Origin of the sequence: Shimia aestuarii, from assembly GCF_900114635.1 — a bacterium.
Lineage (GTDB): Bacteria > Pseudomonadota > Alphaproteobacteria > Rhodobacterales > Rhodobacteraceae > Shimia > Shimia aestuarii.
Map to the genome: position 1 here is coordinate 71,394 of NZ_FOTQ01000008.1, position 14,282 is coordinate 85,675.

Genomic DNA, 14,282 nt, shown 5'->3' on the forward strand with positions numbered 1-14,282 from the left:
AATGGATGACAAGGCGCGTGAAAGCGCCCGCGAGGCAGCTCTCAAATATCACGAGTTTCCCAAGCCGGGTAAGCTGGAGATCCGCGCAACCAAGCCCATGACCACGGGCCGCGACCTCAGCCGGGCCTATAGTCCGGGTGTGGCCGAAGCCTGTCTCGAGATCGAGAAGAACCCGGCAGACGCCACGCGTTATACGGCCAAGGGCAACCTTGTCGCGGTGATCTCGAACGGTACGGCGGTTCTGGGTCTTGGCAATATCGGGGCGCAGGCCAGTAAGCCGGTGATGGAAGGCAAGGCCGTCCTGTTCAAGAAATTCGCCGGCATCGACTGTTTCGATATCGAGGTGAACGAGCCCGATCCGGAAAAGCTCGCCGATCTGGTGTGCCGGCTGGAGCCGACCTTTGGTGCCGTGAACCTTGAGGACATCAAGGCGCCCGACTGTTTCCTTGTAGAGCGTATCTGTAAAGAACGGATGAATATCCCGGTCTTTCACGATGACCAGCATGGCACCGCCATCGTTGCGGCAGCCGCGGCTTATAACGCGTTGATCGTGGCCGATAAAAAGGTCGATGAGATCAAGGTTGTGGCGCTGGGCGCAGGGGCGGCGGGGATTGCCTGTCTCAAGATGTTGATGACCATGGGGGTCAGGCACGAGAATATCCTGATGCTGGATTCCAAGGGCGTGGTACACAAGCAGCGCAACGATCTGACGCCCGAAAAGGCCGAGTTCGCTCAAGACACACCCAAGCGGACCACGATGGAAGCCATGGAAGGTGCAGACCTGTTCCTTGGTGTGTCGGGGCCGGGCCTGTTGACCAAGGAAATGGTCGAACAGATGGCGGACGATCCGATCATCTTTGCGCTGGCCAATCCAACACCGGAAATCATGCCCGAAGAGGCGCGTGAGGCGGCACCGGGCGCGTTGATCGCCACCGGGCGCAGCGACTATCCGAACCAGGTCAACAACGTGCTGTGTTTCCCGTTCATCTTCCGGGGTGCGCTGGATGTAGGTGCGACCGAGATCAACGACGCGATGAAGCTGGCCTGTGTTGAGGCGATTGCCTCTCTGGCGCGGGAAACCACCAGCGCCGAGGTGGGGGTGGCCTATCGCGGAGAAGAACTGTCATTTGGGCCTAACTATCTGATTCCCAAGCCGTTTGACCCGCGCCTGTTGCCGACGATCGCCGTGGCGGTGGCCAAGGCAGCGATGGAATCGGGCGTGGCGACCAAGGAAATTGATCTCTTCGAATATGAAGACCGCCTTGAGGCGCAGGTGTTCCGGTCTTCGATGATCATGCGCCCCGTTTTCGAGGCAGCCAGCCGCACGCGCCGCAAGATTGTCTTTGCGGAAGGCGAAGACGAACGCGTGTTGCGTACGGCGCAGGCAATGATCGAGGAAACGGTGGATACGCCGATCCTGATCGGGCGGCCCGAGGTTGTGGAACATCGTCTGAAGCGCACGGGGCTCAAGATCAAGCCGGGTGTCGATTTCGAATTGATCAACCCCGAGCAAGACGACCGGTTCCGGGACTACTGGACCCATTACCATCGCAAGATGCGTCGCGACGGCGTGACGCCGGATTCGGCCAAGGCGATTCTGCGCACCAACGCCACTGCGATTGCGGCGATTGCCGTGGACCGGGGTGATGCGGATAGCATGATCTGTGGCACCTTTGGCGAATACCGCTGGCATCTGAACTATGTCACGCAGGTCCTGGCCAATGATGATCTGCATCCGGTGGCGTCCTTGTCTTTGATATTGCTGGATAAAGGCGCGCTCTTCCTGGCTGATACCCATATCCACATCGAACCCACCTCAGAGCAGGTGGCCGAGACGGTGATCGCGGCTGCGCGGCATGTGCGCCGCTTTGGCGTGGACCCCAAGATCGCGCTGTGTTCGGGGAGCCAGTTTGGCAATCTCGACAGCCACTCGGGGCGGGTGATGCGTGGGGCGCTCAAGGCGCTGGACTCGCATGAGCTGGACTTTGAATATGAAGGTGAGATGCACACTGATGCCGCGCTTGACCCCGATCTGCGCGATCGTCTGTTCCCGGACGGGCGTCTGACGGGCAAGGCGAACGTGCTGGTCTACTCCAACACCGATGCCGCCGGGGCGACACGTAACGTGTTGAAATCCGTGGCAGATGGTCTGGAAGTGGGGCCGATCCTGATGGGGATGGGCAACCGGGCGCATATCGTGACGCCGTCGATCACCGTGCGTGGATTGCTTAATACCGCTGCACTCGCCGGGACGGATGTATCCAGTTACGGCTAAGAACGCAGGTGTTGCGCGGGGGGTGTGACTCCCCCGTGCGACTCAAAGGTAAATCTCTGAATTTACTGGGAAAAGCCGGTTCTGTTTCGCGTCGGTATCACGTCGGTATTGCGTCGGTGTGAGCAGGAGAGAACAGAAAAGCGCGCCACGGTTAACGTGGCGCGCTTTTCTTTTGGTTAACGGCCTCTAGAGGGGCCAGAACAGCAGGATTGCCGGGATCGACGCGGCGACCACGATCACCTCCAGCGGCAGGCCCATGCGCCAGTAATCTCCGAAGTGGTAGCCTCCGGGGCCAAGGACAAGGGTGTTGTTCTTGTGCCCGATCGGGGTGAGGAAGGCCGAGCTTGCCGCAACCGCGACGGCCATCAGGAAGGGGTCGGGCGAAACGCCAAGGGATTGCGCCATCTGGATGCCCACCGGGGCGGCGACGATGGTGGTGGCGGTGTTGTTGAGCACATCCGAGAGTGTCATCGTCACCAGCATCAGCACGGTAAGCACGGCCCATGCGGGCAGACCCGAGGTCAGAGAAACGAGCGAATTGGCAATCAGCGCGGTGCCGCCGGACGTGTCGAGCGCGGCACCCAGCGGGATCATGGAGCCGAGCAGCACAACAACGGGCCATTCGATATGGGTGTAGATCTCGGAAATCGGGATGATCTTGGCCAGCACATAGGCCACGACCACCAGACCCAGTGCAATGGGCAGGTAGATCAGCCCGAGCGAAGCGGCCAGCACCGCGCCTGCAAAGAGGCCGATGGCGAGCCAGACCTTGGAGTCAGCCGTAACGACCAGCCCCCGATCGGCCAGCGGCAGGCATCCCAGCCAGTCGATAACGTCCGGCCCCGAATCCTTGCGCACGAGGATGAGGAGGATGTCACCGGGTTCGACGATGGTTTTGCGGATCTGGCTGCGGATGCGCTGGCCCTTGCGCGAGATGCCCATGAGCACGGCGCCCTGACGCCACGCCAGACCCAGAGATTGCGCGGTCTTGCCCGCGATACGGGCGGTTTCGGGAACGACAACCTCGATGATATCAAGCCCGTCGCCTGCGGCATTGAGGTGCTCTTCGCGTTTCTCATCGGCAAATTTCAGCGACAGGGCCGAGCGGAATTCGTCGAGCGCGTCCGGGGTGGCTTCGAGCACGAGCGCATCGCCCTCGCGCAGGGTATAGTTGCGCGCCGCGCCATAGAGCCGCTTGCCGTCGCGGATCAGGCCAAGAACAGCGACGTCGCTTTCCTCGGCCTGTTCACCGAGCTCGGCGACCCGCTTGCCGATCAGCTTGCTCTCGGTCGGAATGGTCAGTTCGGCAATATACTGGCCAAGATCCGAGACCTTTTTGCCCGCATCTTCGCGGTCAGGAATCAGGCGCCAGCCGATCAGGGCGACAAAGACCAGCCCCGCAAGCGCGGTCAGTCCGCCCACCGGGGCAAAGTCGAACATCTTGAAGGGCGCGCCAAGGGATTCTTCGCGGATCGAGGCGATGATGATGTTGGGAGGCGTGCCGATCAGCGTGGCCATGCCGCCGAGGATGGTGGCAAAGCTGAGCGGCATCAGGGACTTGGCGGGGCTGCGCCCGGCCTTGCGAGCGGTCTGGATGTCGACCGGCATGAGGAGAGCAAGGGCGGCGACATTGTTCATGAAGGCGGAGAGAACGGCGCCGATACTGCCGATGATCGCGATATGGCTGCCAAGACTGCGGGCGCTGTCGACAAGGGTGCGGGTGATCAGGAACACTGCCCCCGAGCGCACCAGCCCGGCCGAGACCACCAGCACCAGCGCGACGATGATCGTGGCCGGGTGGCCAAAGCCCGTAAAGGCATCCTTGACCGGAACAACGCCCAGTACCACGCCGATGAGAAGCGCCGAAAAGGCTACGAGGTCATAGCGGAACCGGCCCCAGAGCAGCATGACAAAAACGCCACCAAAGAGGGAAAACAGGATGATCTGGTCGGTGGTCATGCGCGCCCCAAGTGTTTTACCCGATCCAAACGCAGCAGGCATAGGAATGCAAGCTGCTTGCGGGTCTTGGCCGGTCTGCCTTATAGAAGCGTCGATAACGCGACCAAGCGCAGAAGATTACCGGAGGCGAAACATGGCCGGCCACAGTAAATGGGCAAACATTCAGCATCGTAAAGGGCGTCAGGATGCGGCGCGCTCCAAGCTGTTTTCGAAACTTTCCAAGGAGATCACCGTCGCCGCCAAGATGGGCGATCCCGACCCGGACAAGAACCCGCGCCTGCGTCTGGCGGTAAAAGAGGCCAAGTCGCAGTCGGTCCCGAAGGACGTGATCGACCGCGCGATCAAGAAGTCGGTTGCCGGTGATGGCGACGATTACGAAGAAATCCGTTACGAGGGCTATGGCCCCAATGGCGTGGCGGTGATCGTCGAGGCGATGACCGACAACCGCAACCGCACCGCGTCGACCGTGCGCTCGACCTTTTCCAAGAACGGTGGCAACCTTGGCGAGACCGGGTCGGTCGGGTTCATGTTCGACCGCAAGGGCGAAGTGGTCTACCCGGCGGATGCGGGGGATGCGGACACGATTTTCGAAGCCGCGATCGAAGCGGGCGCCGAGGATGTGGAAAGCAGTGAGGATGGCCATGTCATCTGGTGTGCGGACACAGACCTCAACGAGGTGTCGAATGCGCTCGAAGCGGCTCTGGGCGAGAGTGAATCGACCAAGCTGGTGTGGAAGCCGACCACCACCACCGAGATGGACCTTGAGGGCATGCAGAAGCTGATGAAGCTGATTGATGCGCTGGAAGATGATGATGACGTGCAGCGCGTCACGGCCAACTTTGAAGCCAGCGACGAGGTGATGGACCAGCTCTGAGGGCCGGTTGCATCCTGCGAGTTTTCCAAGGGGCGTGCCACGGGGCGCGCCCCTTTTTCGTTGCCCGGACGACGCATCGAGCCAATCATGGCGTAGGACGTGATTGGGGCGGAGCCGAGGCCGGTCATTTCCCATCTTTTGAGGAGAAGGCGACGGATGATTTCTTATGTGACGGTTGGTGCGGATGACATCGCGGCGGCTAAGCGGTTTTACACGGCTTTTCTGCCGGCGCTTGGGTTTGGGCTGGAAGAGGGACCGGAGGGGCTGAGTTTCTCGCTTCTGGTTGACGAAGCGCAGACTCAGGTTTTGCCGGATTTCTATGTCAAACCGCCTTTTGACGGGCGGCCTGCTTCGGTTGGCAATGGCGCGATGGTTGCGTTTGAGGCGCAAACGCAGCAGCAGGTGCGTGCGCTGCATGCGGCGGCTCTTGCGGCGGGGGGAACCGATGAGGGCGGGCCGGGCTTTCGGGCGGAATACGGGCCACGGTTCTACGTGGGATACCTGCGTGACCCCCAGGGAAACAAGATCGCGCTGTTTTCAAGCAACCCGGCAGAGCCGGGGCGCGACGGCTAGGGCGCAGCGGCGGGATTATGCGCCGCTGGGCTGGGTGGCCAGTTTGCGCGCGCGCAGCTTGTCGAGCGGTAGGCCTAGGCAGGCGGCCCCGGCAAGCGGCCAGCGCAGGATCAGGTTTTGCAGAATCATCGGCCCGCCTGTGCCAAGCATCAGTCCGAGAATGACAATGGCGAGCAGGGGGATCGGCTGTCCGGTGGCGTGCCAGAGTTTTGTGGTCAGCGCCGTGAAGAACACGTGGAACAGGTAGATCGCGTAGGAATAGGCGCCGATCCGGGCAAGAAAACCCGAGGACAGGCGCAGCATGATCAGGCCGAAACAGGCAGAGAAGCCAAGGTAGATGGCGATCAGGCGGCGGGGCAGTCCGGTGAGATCAAGGTTGTGGGTGGCGATGTTCCAGCCGATGACGAGGCCAATCACAAGGAGCGCCGCGCCGACCGAACGGGCGAGCGGGTGTGTGCGCAGTTTCTGGCGCAGCTCCGGGGTTTGCGTGAGCAGATAGCCCGACATGAAGAACGGCAGCAGGAACACGGCGTTCACGATCGAGAACCAGTTGGTCATGGGAAAGGGCAGGATGGCAAAGCCCCACCACAGGATGCCGAGCGCACCAAGTCCGAGCGCGACGGTCTTGTGATGTGGGCCGCCGAAAACACAGGTCAGCAGGACGAAGGCCGTCATGATCAGGAAACTGGCCTGCAGGAACCAGTAATGTGCAAAGGAAGTCACGAAGATCATCGGGTAGGGCATCGGATCGCCCCCGGTGACAAAACGTGCAAGCCAGAACAGCGACCCCACCACGGCCATGGGCAGAAGCAGGCGACGGGCCTTCTTGCGGATCACGGTGCGCGCATCGGGCAACAGCCCGGTGGCGCGGGCAAAGACCATGCCGGAGATGAAGCTGAAGATCGGCATGCGCATGTCCTGCGTGGTGTGGCTGACGATGCTGACGGTGTTTTCCCAAGGCAGTTCCAGCCCGTAATCGGGGGAAATGCCAACCATATGGTGCAGGACAAGGATGAAGCAGACGATGGCCCGGATGGTGTCTACTTCGATGCGCATGGCGGCGCGGGTCTGGTCAGGCAGGGAATGTGCAGTCATGCGAGGGCCTCTTGCAAGTCCGGTGCGGAAAGGGGGCGTTCAAATCGGTCTTTGCGGGGACAGTTTGCACGCAAACGGGGCAAAAAGCAGGCCCGCGCCGTTCGTTTTCACGACAGGTTCCCTTGAAATGACGGCTTGTGCACAAGAGGCAGGTCCGCCGCAGTCAGAGGGTCAGATCAGGGTCGACCTGGCCGCGCGGCGGACTTCGCGGGTCAGCGGCGCCAGGGCGGGGGCGACCAGCCGCGAGGCCTGCCAGTGGAGCGGCACGTCATGGGGGGCGTCAGGCAGGAGCGGCACGAGACGCCCCGAGGCGATGTGATCGGCGACCAGTGCCTCGGGGTTCATGCCCCAGCCCAGCCCGAGAAGGCAGGCCTCGACGAAGCCTTGCGAGGAGGGCAGGCGGTGGCTGGGCGGTGTCGGGGCGCGGCCCAGATGCCGGGTCATCCAAATCTGTTGCAGGCGGTCCTTGGCATCAAAGCGCAGCATCGGCGCGCGGGCGATGTTTTCGGCAGTTACCGCTTCAGGAAACCAGCGTTGCATGTAGTTTGGGCTTGCGGTGGCAAGGTAGCGGATCGCGCCAAGGGGGTGGCTGTCGCATCCGGCGATCGGGGTTTCATGGGCGGTGACGGCGGCCACGACTTCGCCCCGGCGCAGCCAGTCGGCGGAGAAATCCTGATCGTCGACGACGAGGTCGAAAAGGATGTCGGGCACCCGCGCGGCCGCGTGCAGGAACCATGTAGCGAGGCTGTCGGCATTGACCGCCACCCGCAGGCGTGCCGTGCGGGGCGTGAGACCGGCAAGGTCGCGGGCGAGATCCTGTTCCAGCAGGCCCACCTGATCGAGATGCGCGGCCAGACGGCGCCCGGTTTCGGTGCCGCTGCAGGGCTGGCCGCGCAGCACCAGCGGCGTGCCGACCCGTTCTTCGAGCGCCTTGAGCCGCTGGGAGACGGCGGATTGTGTGATGCCAAGCGCCGCAGCCGCACCGTCAAAACTTCCCGTGCGCAGGATCGCCGCCAGCGCGGAGAGTTGGGCGTAGTCGATTTGCATTAGCTATGCTTATGTTAAGGTAGAATCTTTAATTTGTGTAATGTGGCGGAGCGGCGTAGGCAAGACCCGGCACAAAGAGGGGGCGCAGATGATCGAAGCGGGTATCGCGGGGTTTGCATTGGGATTTTCGCTGATCATGGCGATCGGGGCGCAGAATGCCTTTGTGCTGCGGCAGGGGCTGCGCGGCGAATACGTGCTGCCGTTGGTGTTGACCTGCGCCATTTCAGACGCGCTGTTGATCACCGCCGGGGTGGCGGGGTTCGGGGCGCTGGTCTCGGCCAATCCTTGGGCCTTGACGCTGGTGCGGTGGGGCGGGGCGGGGTTCCTGTTTGTCTATGGTGCGATGAACTTCCGTGCTGCCTTTCAGGGGGAGGGCAAGCTTGAGGACAAGGGGCGCACGGCAGGCTCGCTCAACGGAGCGTTGACCACCTGCCTGCTGCTCACTTGGGCCAATCCGCATGTCTATCTCGATACAGTGGTCCTGCTCGGGGGCATCTCGGCGCAGTACAACCCGGCCTGGGCCTTTGGGGTTGGCGCAGCTCTGAGCAGTTTCGTCTTCTTCTTTTCGCTGGGTTTTGGCGCGCGGTTGCTGCGCCCTGTGTTCACGAGCGCGCGGGCATGGCAGGGGTTGGATATCCTGGTCGGGCTGACCATGTGGGCGATTGCGGCCAAGCTGGTGCTGTTCACTTCGTGATCGCGTCGGGCTTGTTTGGGCCGGGACCTTTGTGCTTTGCTGGTCGTGAAACCACGCAAGGAGAAGCATCGCATGATCCGAAATGGCATGATTGCCGTCGTCACCTTGGCGGTTGGTCTTGGCGCCGCAGATATGACCTTGGCCAAGGACAAACCCGGAAAAGGCAACAAGAAGGGCGCCAGCAGCCAGGTTCTCGACAAGCCGGGAAAGGGCCCAAAGGCCATCCCGCCGGGGCAGATCAAACGCTATACCCGTGGGGCCAAGCTTCCTGGAGATCTGAAATACAGGGATATTGGCGACCTGTCCAAATGGAAACTCAAGCCACCGGGCAAGGGAAATCGTTATATCCGGGTGGATAATGAAATCCTTGAAGTGACGGATGACTTGTCGACCGTCGTGGATGCCGTGGGGATCGTGGACGATCTTTTGCGCTAGGTGAAAAGATACATGAAATCAAAATATGCAGTAATTGCCGTTGCGGCGGCCCTGTCGACGGCGACCTCTGCGATGGCGCAGTGCCCCGTACCCACGCCTTCGGCTTCAGCCAGCGGTTGGCGGGTCGAGGCGGGGGACAATGGTTATGTCGCGGAATCGGCACGGTATCCGGATGTGACCGTGCGGCTGGATATGCATTCGCCCGGCCGGCCTGAAATCCTGTTCTGGAGGGCTTTGCCACAATATGGCGGGCGTGTCGGGGTCATGCGTTTTTTCGCGGGTGAGCCGGGCACCTCTTATCTCGTGACGCTGGTGGATCAGGTCGTTGTTGACCTGACCACCGGGCGAGAGATCGGGCGGGGCACCTATACCGAAGACTGCAACCCGGTTGAATGGACATGGCACAAGAACCGTGTGGAGGTGGATGATCCGGGCTTTGGAAGGCAAGTTTTCGAGCTTCCCTGATCGCCGTCCCTTCGCTGCACAGCCCATGTGCGTCTTCGAAGCTTGGGGGCGGGCGGTCTGCCCCCATATGCTGAAGGGACACAAGGAGGAGTGCCGACATGAGCTGGAACCCTACGCTGGAACCGCATTGCCCCGACGCGGGTGATCTGGAGTCGATTGAAACCGTGATCATTCCGCGCGCCCGTGATCTGGGCGGGTTCGAAGTGCGCCGGGCGTTGCCTGCGCCACGGCGTCAGATGGTGGGGCCGTTCATATTTTTCGACCAGGCCGGACCGGCGGAGTTCCTGACCGGGCAGGGCATCGATGTGCGCCCGCATCCCCATATCGGCCTTGGCACTGTGACCTACCTTTACAGGGGCGAGTTTGAGCATCGCGACAGCCTTGGCACGCATCAGATGATCTATCCCGGCGAGGTGAACTGGATGGTGGCGGGAAATGGCGTGACCCATTCCGAACGCACCAGCGCGGCCACCCGTGCTGCACCAAGCAGCCTGTTCGGCATCCAGACATGGATTGCTTTGCCCGAGGATCATGAAGATGACGCGCCGATGTTCGAGCATCACGGGCGCGCGGCTTTGCCAGTGCTCGAAGGCGAAGGCAAGGAGGTGCGGTTGATCCTCGGCTCGGCTTGGGGGGAAAAGGCGCCGGCGACACTTTTTTCCGAGACCTTCTATGCGGACGTGATCCTTGAGGCCGGGGCGAAGCTTCCATTGCCCGAGGATCACGAGGATCGTGGGCTTTATGTGACCGAAGGGGCCGTCGAGATTGCCGGAGAGCGGTTTGAGGCCGGGCGGATGATGGTGTTTCGCCCCGGCGATGCGATCACGGTTAAAGCCGGAGCGCAGGGCGCACGGCTGATGGCGTTGGGGGGCGAAACGCTCAATGGGCCGCGCCATATCTGGTGGAACTTCGTGGCCTCGTCCAGGGAGCGGATCGAAGAGGCAAAACAGGCCTGGGCCAAGGGAGATTGGGAAAATGGGCGGTTCCATCTGCCGCCCGGCGACGCGGATGAGTTCATTCCCCTGCCCTGAAGCCATGCGAAGAACGCAAGGTCGTTAACCTGTTTCCTATCTCGACAAGGGGCGGCAAACGTGGTGGTGTGGCGCCATGACTGAGAACCCCGCCCATCGCCCTGTTATCGGCATCTTCTGGATGTTGGTGACGGGCCTGTGTTTCGTGGCCGTCACCGCGCTCGTAAAGCTGGTTGGTATTCGAATCCCGGCAGCCGAAGCGGCATTCCTGCGCTATGCGCTGGGTCTCGTCTTCCTTTTGCCGATGATCGGACCGATCCGGCGGGCGCGGCTGACCCGGCGCCAGCTGGGCCTGTTTGGCTTGCGTGGGGTGCTGCACACCGGGGGTGTGATCCTGTGGTTTTTTGCCATGGCGCGCATTCCATTGGCCGAGGTGACGGCGATGAACTATCTCGCGCCGGTCTATGTGACGGTGGGGGCGGCGCTGTTTCTCGGGGAAAAGCTGGCCCTGCGTCGGATCATGGCGGTGGTCGTGGCGCTGATCGGGACGGCGATCATCCTGCGTCCCGGGTTTCGTGAATTGGACATGGGGCATATTGCCATGCTGTTCACCGCCGTGTTCTTTGCCGGGGGATACCTGTTGGCGAAGGTGTTGAGCGACGAGGCCAGCCCGGCCGTGGTTGTAGGCATGTTGTCGATCACGGTAACGATCGGGTTGGCCCCTGCGGCAGCGGCTGTCTGGGTGACGCCGACACCTTGGGAACTGGGTGTTCTGTTTCTTGTCGCCTGTTTCGCGACAGCGGGGCACTACACGATGACCATGGCCTTTGCCGCCGCGCCGGTGACGGTGACACAGCCCGTCAGCTTTCTGCAACTGGTCTGGGCGGTGCTGTTGGGGCTGGTGCTGTTCAACGAGGCGCCCGATATCTGGGTGATCGTCGGCGGGCTGGTGATCATTGGGGCGATCAGCTTTATTACGTGGCGCGAAGCGGTTCTGAACCGGCGACAGATCACACCGCTGGTGGGGCAGACCAAGCTCTGATCTTGGGGGCTTCGCAGGCGAGGTCGTGCTGTGCGACGTGACCCATTTTCCGGGGCTGGACCGTTGGCAGGCCGAGCGCATTGTGATGCAGGGGCTTTGGACCAGCACGGATGACCCAGCATCGCAGATCCTGATCGAGGGGTCGGATGTTCAGGAAATCTATGGCGGCGCGAGGATGAGTCGGCTCTTTGCCCAGATCGCGCCGCGCTGTGAGGATGCGCCCAATGTCGGCCCGGTGATGATCCAGACCGACCCGGAAAGCCGCGAGAGGTTTTGTTACCTTATTGAGGATGTGTCAGAGGATTGGCTGGAGCTGATCTATTTCGGCAACCCGAACCCGCTGGTATACTGGCGCTGACAGGGATCAGACGTCGGAGGTCAGAAGCAGGTCTGCGACCTTGCGGGCCTCGGCGCGCGCCTGGATGGGATCGAGCCTGACTGCCGATTGCGCCGCTTCGAGCCAGACACCATCCATATAGCTTTGCAGGGCCACGCGCACGGTTTCGCGGCGGTTTTCCGGCAGGAGCGCGCTCAACTCGGCGCGGAAATGCGAGGTGACGCGCGCCCGGTTGATCTGGTGCAGGCGGGCCAGCGTCGGCACATAGGGGGCGCTGCCCCAGAACTGCACCCAGAGTGAACATTGTTCGATCGTGTAGAGCCGGTCGGAAAAGTTGGCATCCAGAACCGCCATCAAACGATCATGCGGCGACTTGGCCAAGGCGTAGCGTTCCAGCATCGCTTCTTTCAGCATGGTCATCAGGTGGCGCATGGTCGCCTCCATCAACCGTTCCTTGGACCCGAAATAATAGTTGATCGACGCCGCCGAGGCCCCGGCCAGTGCGGCAATTTCTGCCATGGTGACAACCGCATAGCCCCGCTGATGCACGGCGGTGATGGTCGCTTCGATCAATTCCTGATGGCGGATGTCGCGGATACGTGTTCGGCCCATGGATCAACTGTGGCCGCTTGGGGCGGGGGACGCAATATTGTTGTTTAAATAAAAAATTTAAATGCCCATTTAAAAAATTGAAGTCGAATGCTAACGTGACCCGATCCGGCGCTGTCGGAGTGGTTGAACGGGATGGGCTGGAGCGCTTGCAAAGGGGCGCGTCCGATCAAATGCGGAGAAGGCGGATGCAGGCGGATTACGTGATTGTCGGGGCCGGGAGCGCGGGCTGCGCCATGGCTTATCGTCTGAGTGAGGCAGGTAAATCGGTTCTGGTGATCGAACATGGTGGCACCGATGCGGGACCGCTTATCCAGATGCCTGCGGCTCTGAGCTATCCCATGAACATGTCGCTTTATGACTGGGGTTACAAAAGTGTACCCGAACCGCACCTTGGCGGGCGCGAGTTGGTCTGCCCGCGCGGCAAGGTGATCGGCGGGTCCAGTTCGATCAATGGCATGGTCTATGTGCGCGGCCATGCGGGCGATTATGATCACTGGGCCGAAAGCGGCGCGACCGGGTGGGGCTATGCTGACGTACTGCCCTATTTCAAGCGCATGGAGCATTGGCACGGAGGCGAAAACTCGGACGGGTTCCGCGGGACGGACGGGCCGTTGCACATCACGCGCGGGCCGCGCAGCAACCCGTTGCATGCGGCTTTCGTCAAAGCCGGGGAACAGGCCGGCTACCCGGTGACGGATGACTATAACGGTCGCCAGCAGGAAGGCTTTGGCGCCATGGAAATGACGGTCTGGAAGGGGCAGCGCTGGTCGGCGGCGAATGCCTATCTCAAACCGGCGTTGAAACGTGAGAACTGCGATCTCGTGCGCGGGTTGGCGCGCAGGGTCGTGATCGAAGGCGGGCGCGCCGTCGGGGTCGAGATCGAGCGGGGCGGCAAGGTGCAGGTGATCCGGGCCAATGCCGAGGTGGTGCTTGCCGCGTCGTCGCTGAACTCGCCCAAGCTGCTGATGCTGTCGGGGATCGGCCCAGCGGCGCATCTGGCCGAGCATGGCATCGACGTTGTGGCGGATCGGCCGGGCGTGGGGCAGAACCTTCAGGACCACCTTGAAGTCTACATGCAATATGCCAGCAAGCAGCCGATCACGCTTTACAAGTACTGGAACCTGATCGGCAAAGGGCTGATCGGGGCGCAGTGGCTGTTCACAAAGACCGGACTTGGCGCGTCGAACCAGTTCGAAAGCGCGGCCTTTATCCGGTCGCGGGCGGGGATCGACTATCCCGATATCCAGTACCATTTCCTGCCCATCGCCGTGCGCTATGACGGGCAGGCCGCAGCCGAGGGGCACGGGTTTCAGGCCCATGTCGGGCCAATGCGGGCCAGGTCGCGGGGCGAGGTCACGCTGGCTTCGGCCGATCCCAAGGCGGCCCCGAAAATCTTTTTCAACTACATGTCCGAAGAACAGGACTGGATCGACTTCCGCGCCTGTTTGCGGCTGACGCGCGAGATCTTTGAACAGGACGCGATGAAGCCTTTCGTGAAGCATGAAATCCAACCCGGCGCAGCTTTGCAAACGGATGACGAGCTAGACGGGTTCATCCGCGAACATGCCGAGAGCGCCTATCATCCCTGTGGCACCTGCAAGATGGGCCGGGCGGATGATCCGGGCGCCGTGGTCGACCCCGAATGCCGGGTGATCGGGGTTGAGGGGCTGCGTGTGGCGGACAGTTCCATCTTCCCGCGTATCACCAATGGCAACCTCAACGGACCGTCGATCATGACCGGCGAAAAGGCGGCTGACCACCTTTTGGGGCGGCGTCTGCCATCGGCCAATGACGAGCCGTGGTTCCACCCCGGTTGGCAGGCCGCTCAGAGGTGATTTTTGTGCGTTTTGCGCGGGCTGTTTGATCCCTGTCAAAGCGGGTGCCGACCCGGCACCGATACGGT

The 14,282-nt window shown here is 61.8% G+C and carries 14 protein-coding genes; 10 read left to right on the top strand and 4 right to left on the bottom strand.

Annotated elements, in window-relative coordinates:
• Position 1: 1 nt before the first annotated feature.
• On the top strand, positions 2-2,275 hold the full coding sequence (locus tag BMZ35_RS16755) for an NADP-dependent malic enzyme (RefSeq protein ID WP_093095322.1): 2,274 nt from the start codon (positions 2-4) through the stop codon (positions 2,273-2,275).
• A 186-nt stretch (positions 2,276-2,461) separates the two neighbouring features.
• Here BMZ35_RS16755 and BMZ35_RS16760 read toward each other — a convergent pair whose 3' ends face one another.
• Positions 2,462-4,234: an SLC13 family permease gene (locus BMZ35_RS16760; protein ID WP_093095569.1), complete on the bottom strand. Its 1,773-nt coding sequence runs from the start codon at positions 4,232-4,234 to the stop codon at positions 2,462-2,464.
• Between the two features lie 133 nt (positions 4,235-4,367).
• Between BMZ35_RS16760 and BMZ35_RS16765 the strand changes: the two genes are divergently transcribed.
• Positions 4,368-5,108: a YebC/PmpR family DNA-binding transcriptional regulator gene (locus BMZ35_RS16765; RefSeq protein WP_093095324.1), complete on the top strand. Its 741-nt coding sequence runs from the start codon at positions 4,368-4,370 to the stop codon at positions 5,106-5,108.
• A 156-nt stretch (positions 5,109-5,264) separates the two neighbouring features.
• Positions 5,265-5,681, top strand: a complete 417-nt coding sequence (locus BMZ35_RS16770) for a VOC family protein (protein ID WP_093095327.1) — start codon at positions 5,265-5,267, stop codon at positions 5,679-5,681.
• 15 nt (positions 5,682-5,696) lie between these two features.
• Here BMZ35_RS16770 and BMZ35_RS16775 read toward each other — a convergent pair whose 3' ends face one another.
• Positions 5,697-6,776, bottom strand: coding sequence for an acyltransferase family protein (locus tag BMZ35_RS16775; RefSeq protein ID WP_093095329.1), 1,080 nt, complete (start codon positions 6,774-6,776; stop codon positions 5,697-5,699).
• Between the two features lie 171 nt (positions 6,777-6,947).
• Complete coding sequence (locus BMZ35_RS16780) at positions 6,948-7,823, bottom strand: LysR family transcriptional regulator ArgP (RefSeq protein WP_093095330.1); 876 nt, start codon at positions 7,821-7,823, stop codon at positions 6,948-6,950.
• Positions 7,824-7,911: 88 nt separating this feature from the next.
• On the opposite strand from BMZ35_RS16780, the gene BMZ35_RS16785 reads away from it, so the two are divergent.
• The 6 genes from BMZ35_RS16785 to BMZ35_RS16810 all read left to right on the top strand — a co-directional run bounded on the left by BMZ35_RS16785 (position 7,912) and on the right by BMZ35_RS16810 (position 11,788).
• Entirely contained in the window at positions 7,912-8,517 is a 606-nt protein-coding gene (locus BMZ35_RS16785) for a LysE/ArgO family amino acid transporter (protein ID WP_093095332.1), read from the top strand.
• A gap of 72 nt (positions 8,518-8,589) precedes the next feature.
• Positions 8,590-8,952 carry a hypothetical protein gene (locus BMZ35_RS16790; RefSeq protein ID WP_093095334.1) on the top strand — a complete coding sequence of 121 codons (363 nt, stop codon included), beginning with the start codon at positions 8,590-8,592 and terminating at the stop codon, positions 8,950-8,952.
• 12 nt (positions 8,953-8,964) lie between these two features.
• Positions 8,965-9,417 (top strand): hypothetical protein, encoded by a 453-nt coding sequence (locus tag BMZ35_RS16795; RefSeq protein WP_093095336.1) that lies wholly within the window; start codon positions 8,965-8,967, stop codon positions 9,415-9,417.
• Positions 9,418-9,515: 98 nt separating this feature from the next.
• Complete coding sequence (locus BMZ35_RS16800) at positions 9,516-10,448, top strand: pirin family protein (protein WP_093095337.1); 933 nt, start codon at positions 9,516-9,518, stop codon at positions 10,446-10,448.
• Between the two features lie 76 nt (positions 10,449-10,524).
• Positions 10,525-11,430, top strand: a complete 906-nt coding sequence (locus tag BMZ35_RS16805; protein ID WP_093095339.1) for a DMT family transporter — start codon at positions 10,525-10,527, stop codon at positions 11,428-11,430.
• Between the two features lie 37 nt (positions 11,431-11,467).
• Positions 11,468-11,788, top strand: a complete 321-nt coding sequence (locus BMZ35_RS16810; RefSeq protein WP_165610108.1) for a hypothetical protein — start codon at positions 11,468-11,470, stop codon at positions 11,786-11,788.
• A 6-nt stretch (positions 11,789-11,794) separates the two neighbouring features.
• Here BMZ35_RS16810 and betI read toward each other — a convergent pair whose 3' ends face one another.
• A complete protein-coding gene (gene betI / locus BMZ35_RS16815) occupies positions 11,795-12,379 on the bottom strand; it encodes a choline-binding transcriptional repressor BetI (RefSeq protein ID WP_093095343.1) in 585 nt (194 codons plus the stop codon).
• Between the two features lie 185 nt (positions 12,380-12,564).
• Between betI and betA the strand changes: the two genes are divergently transcribed.
• On the top strand, positions 12,565-14,214 hold the full coding sequence (gene betA, locus BMZ35_RS16820) for a choline dehydrogenase (RefSeq protein WP_093095345.1): 1,650 nt from the start codon (positions 12,565-12,567) through the stop codon (positions 14,212-14,214).
• Positions 14,215-14,282 lie beyond the last annotated feature (68 nt).

Coding starts and splice junctions, on each gene's coding strand:
- BMZ35_RS16775 (WP_093095329.1), bottom strand. CDS start 6,776: ATGACTGCACATTCCCTGCCTGACCAGACCCGCGCCGCCATGCGCATC.
- BMZ35_RS16795 (WP_093095336.1), top strand. CDS start 8,965: ATGAAATCAAAATATGCAGTAATTGCCGTTGCGGCGGCCCTGTCGACG.
- BMZ35_RS16760 (WP_093095569.1), bottom strand. CDS start 4,234: ATGACCACCGACCAGATCATCCTGTTTTCCCTCTTTGGTGGCGTTTTT.
- BMZ35_RS16770 (WP_093095327.1), top strand. CDS start 5,265: ATGATTTCTTATGTGACGGTTGGTGCGGATGACATCGCGGCGGCTAAG.
- BMZ35_RS16800 (WP_093095337.1), top strand. CDS start 9,516: ATGAGCTGGAACCCTACGCTGGAACCGCATTGCCCCGACGCGGGTGAT.
- BMZ35_RS16785 (WP_093095332.1), top strand. CDS start 7,912: ATGATCGAAGCGGGTATCGCGGGGTTTGCATTGGGATTTTCGCTGATC.
- betA (WP_093095345.1), top strand. CDS start 12,565: ATGCAGGCGGATTACGTGATTGTCGGGGCCGGGAGCGCGGGCTGCGCC.
- BMZ35_RS16790 (WP_093095334.1), top strand. CDS start 8,590: ATGATCCGAAATGGCATGATTGCCGTCGTCACCTTGGCGGTTGGTCTT.
- BMZ35_RS16765 (WP_093095324.1), top strand. CDS start 4,368: ATGGCCGGCCACAGTAAATGGGCAAACATTCAGCATCGTAAAGGGCGT.
- BMZ35_RS16755 (WP_093095322.1), top strand. CDS start 2: ATGGATGACAAGGCGCGTGAAAGCGCCCGCGAGGCAGCTCTCAAATAT.
- BMZ35_RS16780 (WP_093095330.1), bottom strand. CDS start 7,823: ATGCAAATCGACTACGCCCAACTCTCCGCGCTGGCGGCGATCCTGCGC.
- BMZ35_RS16805 (WP_093095339.1), top strand. CDS start 10,525: ATGACTGAGAACCCCGCCCATCGCCCTGTTATCGGCATCTTCTGGATG.
- betI (WP_093095343.1), bottom strand. CDS start 12,379: ATGGGCCGAACACGTATCCGCGACATCCGCCATCAGGAATTGATCGAA.